The sequence below is a fragment of the Chamaesiphon sp. genome (assembly GCF_041738855.1).
GTDB lineage: Bacteria > Cyanobacteriota > Cyanobacteriia > Cyanobacteriales > Chamaesiphonaceae > Chamaesiphon.
Map to the genome: position 1 here is coordinate 1 of NZ_JBGSPA010000059.1, position 4269 is coordinate 4269.

At 51.4% G+C, this 4269-nt stretch carries 4 protein-coding genes; 2 read left to right on the top strand and 2 right to left on the bottom strand.

The features are described from left to right. Nucleotides 1-46: 46 nt before the first annotated feature. Nucleotides 47-2317: a catalase/peroxidase HPI gene (katG, locus tag ACEW9I_RS06130; RefSeq protein WP_373539470.1), complete on the bottom strand. Its 2271-nt coding sequence runs from the start codon at nucleotides 2315-2317 to the stop codon at nucleotides 47-49. Between the two features lie 68 nt (nucleotides 2318-2385). Between katG and ACEW9I_RS06135 the strand changes: the two genes are divergently transcribed. Both ACEW9I_RS06135 and ACEW9I_RS06140 read left to right on the top strand, forming a co-directional pair. Beyond that, nucleotides 2386-2523 (top strand): hypothetical protein, encoded by a 138-nt coding sequence (locus tag ACEW9I_RS06135; RefSeq protein ID WP_373539471.1) that lies wholly within the window; start codon nucleotides 2386-2388, stop codon nucleotides 2521-2523. Nucleotides 2524-2879: 356 nt separating this feature from the next. After that, on the top strand, nucleotides 2880-3179 hold the full coding sequence (locus tag ACEW9I_RS06140; RefSeq protein ID WP_373539472.1) for a hypothetical protein: 300 nt from the start codon (nucleotides 2880-2882) through the stop codon (nucleotides 3177-3179). A gap of 441 nt (nucleotides 3180-3620) precedes the next feature. On the opposite strand, the gene ACEW9I_RS06145 is transcribed toward ACEW9I_RS06140, so the two are convergent. After that, on the bottom strand, nucleotides 3621-4269 hold a 649-nt coding region (locus tag ACEW9I_RS06145), incomplete at its 5' end, for a BON domain-containing protein (protein ID WP_373539473.1).

Below are 4269 nucleotides of genomic sequence, written 5' to 3' on the forward strand. Positions count from 1 at the left end.
TTTAAATCAATGTTTTTTCAACTATTAATGATATTGATGGTGGATTTTAATGTGCCAAAAATTGAAAAAATTCTGCTGTTAGCCTAAAAGTGTTGAAATGCCTGAGTTTGAGGAGACAAAACTTCATCGAACTCAGGTCAGCAACGAAATCGCGCACCAGTTTCGGATGACCATCGTTGGCGGCATAGACTTCACCGACAGCTCGGAGCTGCGGATCGGAGCCAAATACCAGATCGGCGCGGGTCGCAGTCCACTTCGGCTGTCCTGTCTGGCGATCGCGACCCTCAAACGTCGTCTTGTCGTCATTGGTTGCAGTCCAGACCGTCGCCATGTCGAAGAGGTTGACGAAGAAATCGTTGCTCAACGCGCCAGGTCGCTCGGTGAACATGCCATGCTTTGAACCGTCCCAGTTCATCCCGATCGCCCGCAGGCCGCCGATGAGTGCCGTCAGTTGCGGGGCGGTCAGTGTGAGTAGGTTTGCCCGATCGATTAGGAACACCTCACAGGCCACCTTAGACTGCTGTTTCTGAAAATTGCGGAAACCATCGACGACCGGATGGAGCCACTCGAAACTCTCGATGTCGGTGTCCTCCGGCAAGGCATCCATCCGGCCTGGCGTGAAGGGCACCTGGATTTTGACCCCAGCATCGCGAGCGGCTTGCTCGACACCCGCACAGCCGCCCAACACGATGAGATCGGCCAGGGAGACTTGCTTATTACCAGTCTGGGCATGATTAAACGCTTGCTGCACGCCTTCGAGTGCCGATAGCACCTTAGCGAGCTGTTGGGGCTGGTTCACTTCCCAGTCTTTTTGGGGAGCCAGCCGGATGCGCGCTCCGTTTGCGCCGCCCCGCTTGTCGGAGCTGCGGAACGTCGAAGCTGAAGCCCATGCCGTCCCGACGAGTTCTGAGACGCTTAATCCTGTCGCGAGGATCTTGGCTTTGAGATCGGCAATATTGGTCGCGTCGATCGGGTCGCGATCGTTCATCGGAATCGGGTCTTGCCAGATTAAACTCTCTGCTGGTACTTCGGCTCCCAGGTAACGGACTTTAGGCCCCATATCACGGTGGGTGAGCTTATACCAGGCGCGGGAGAATGCGTCCTCAAATTCTGCCATGTTATCGAGGTAGCGACGACAGATTTTGGCGTACTCTGGATCGGCACGCAAGGCGATATCAGAGGTCATCATCATCAGCGGATTGCGCTGGCCCTGGATATGCGCGTCGGGCGTGGTGGCTTCAAGAGTCGCTACCGTCGGTCGCCACTGTTTGGCACCCGCTGGGCTTTCGGTCAGTTCCCACTCGAAGTTGAAAAGGTTATGCAGATACTCGGCATCCCACTTAGTCGGCTCCGAAGTCCAGGCACCCTCGATCCCGTTGGTCATTGTGAACTCGGCGTTACCAGTGCCTGCTGAATTCTTCCAGCCCAGACCCTGCGCTTCGATCGGTGCGCCTGCTGGGGCTGGGCCGATATGTTCTTTGCCGACGGCACCGTGGCTCTTGCCGAAGGCATGACCGCCAGCGATCAGTGCAACGGTTTCCTCATCATTCATCGCCATCCGCGCGAAGGTTTCGCGGATTTCGCGAGCCGAAGAAAGCGGATCGGAATTGCCGCCGGGACCTTCTGGGTTGACGTAGATCAGCGACATTTCGGATGCGGCTACCGGATTTTCGAGGTCGTAATACTCTCCTTTGGGATCGCCGTGCCACCGCTGGCGACCCTGCATTTCGGTTTCGGCACCCCAATAAGTTGCGCTATCGGCCTGCCACCCGTCCAACCGCCCGCCACCAAAGCCAAAGGTCTTGAAACCCATCGCTTCGAGGGCACAATTGCCAGTCAGCACCATCAGGTCTGCCCAACTCAGCGCACTACCGTATTTTTGTTTAATCGGCCATAGGAGGCGACGCGATTTGTCGGTGTTGCCATTATCGACCCATGACTCGATCGGCAGGAACCGCTGGAGCGCACTGCCAGCACCGCCGCGACCATCGGCAATCCGATAGGTGCCCGCCGCGTGCCACGCCATCCGAATCATCTGCGGGCCGTAATGACCGTAATCGGCTGGCCACCACTCCTGAGACGTTTTGAGCAGATCGAAAATATCGTTTTTTAGCTCGCCCAGATCGACCGCCTCGAAAGCCTCAGCATAATCAAAATCGGCTCCCAGCGGATTGGCTAGATCGGTCTGTTGGTGGAGTAGCTCCACCCGCAGTCGATCCGGCCACCAATCTTCGAGCGTTGGCCCCAAGCCCTGAGCACCTTCAATCCGGGTGCCACGGAACGGGCACCCGCCCGATCCAGTTACGTTATCTGCCATTACTTGTTTCCTAATCTGTAAGTTGTGGATTTAGGCCGTTTCATATTATAAAGACACGATCGCTTTGAATGAATCGTCCATTTGAAGGATATATTGACGTTGCATTGCTATTAAATGACACGACAATTGGCAGGGAGACAGCGACCGCCAATATCGGGTTCTTCCGAGCTTTTGGTGAAAACGGATATTCTGGGCAATTTGCGTAAAGTAGAGTCTAGCTTCGACAAACCTCGATCACCAAAAGCTCGGAAGATCCCAATGTCATTCTCGTCTAACAAGCCAATTATTGTCACCGAGCCAGTCATCTATTATCGGCGATTGAAATAGGATTTACATATTATTGATGATATGTAAATCTCCAGAATTAAGTAGGCTGAATACTTCAGATAAAGGATGATAGTTTCTTATTCAATGTATCGGTAAAATTAAATCGAACCTTTTCGCACTATTAGTGTCGATCGATGCGAATCGATGAAATGTTTTCCTAATAAGGAACCGAAATCGCAGTTGAGCAGTCTAATCTAATATATATGGAACCAATTCACTTAATTGAAAATCGACCATGAAAAAGTTAATCAGTGTCCTACTACTATGCAGTACCGCGATTTTGCTGCCATTGACAGCCCATGCTGAGGATGTCAACAATCGTCTCTATCGTCAAGAGCGTCGGCTCTATAACGGTGTCCGTCAGGGTACTGTGACGCGAAGCGAAAGCCAGATGGTTCGACAACGGTTGAATGCCATCAAAGCAACTCGGTACCGCCACATGCGTAAAGGTACATATACTCCTACCGCCCAGCGTCGCCTCAACTCGCGCTTAGATAACACCTCCAAAACGATCTATCGTGTCAGACGCAATTAGGTTACTAACAATTAGGGTATTAAACGATAGCATATAGCATTACTCGTTAATTCTCGTATCGTTTAATACTCGTCTCTAGTTCCAATAATCGGCTGTGCTGATATCTTGGCAGTTACTAAGATGCTGGCGGATGGGATAGAGGCAAATTGTGAATCGATCGATCGTCACCTAGCACCACCATGATTAAACTGTTAAATGTCAAGGGGTTAGGGTTCTTCCGAGCTTTTGGTGAAAACGGATATTCTGGGCAATTTGCGTAAAGTAGAGTCTAGCTTCGACAAACCTCGATCACCAAAAGCTCGGAAGATCCCAATATCGCTGTCGTTTGATAGAAAGGAAATAGCTGGAATTTAAAGTCTGTTAAAGTAAGTTATCCAACAGTTGTTTCATTACCTACCCTAAGTAAAAAGAGGATCGTATCATTCATTTTTGTTTCTATTGCTAATCCCCACTTGTAGACCACTTGACAGCGAGATGATCTTCCACTGACCATACTCCTTTAGCAGCCCAGGCAATGCGTTCGGCTTCCTCGCGTTGGGCAAGCGTCCGCACGGTACCGTGGAGGATGACCTTGCTACCGACAATCTCGACGCGGATCTTGCTGGCATCTAACATGACATTGCGATCGATCGCCGCTTCAATATCCATACCGACGGCGGGGATTTTATCCGTGGGTTTAATCGATAGCGAGCTAGATACCCCATGAACGCCCGCGATCGATCTCATGATGGTTTCGGCGGCATTCTTCTGATACCACCACTCCACCTCACCTTCGAGGATAATCCAACCGTTCCGCACCGTTATTTGAACAGTTCCGGTGGGAATTGTGGTAGCCCAGGCAATTTTGTGGGCAGCAGCGGCGGCGATTTCACCATCAGTGCGGTGGTTGGCATCGGGGATATGGAGTTCGATGTCGTCGGCGATCGCCACTACCCCAGCCACTCGTTTTACAGCATGGACGGCTGCCAATTTCTCATCAAAGCTGGTGGTATAACCAGTGAGGGTAACGGTGCCATCTGCGACTAATACACCGATTTCGGCAACTTTGAGACTAGGATCGTATTTGAGTTCGGACAATACATCTGTTTTG

Coding starts and splice junctions, on each gene's coding strand:
- katG (WP_373539470.1), bottom strand. CDS start 2,317: ATGGCAGATAACGTAACTGGATCGGGCGGGTGCCCGTTCCGTGGCACC.
- ACEW9I_RS06135 (WP_373539471.1), top strand. CDS start 2,386: ATGAATCGTCCATTTGAAGGATATATTGACGTTGCATTGCTATTAAAT.
- ACEW9I_RS06140 (WP_373539472.1), top strand. CDS start 2,880: ATGAAAAAGTTAATCAGTGTCCTACTACTATGCAGTACCGCGATTTTG.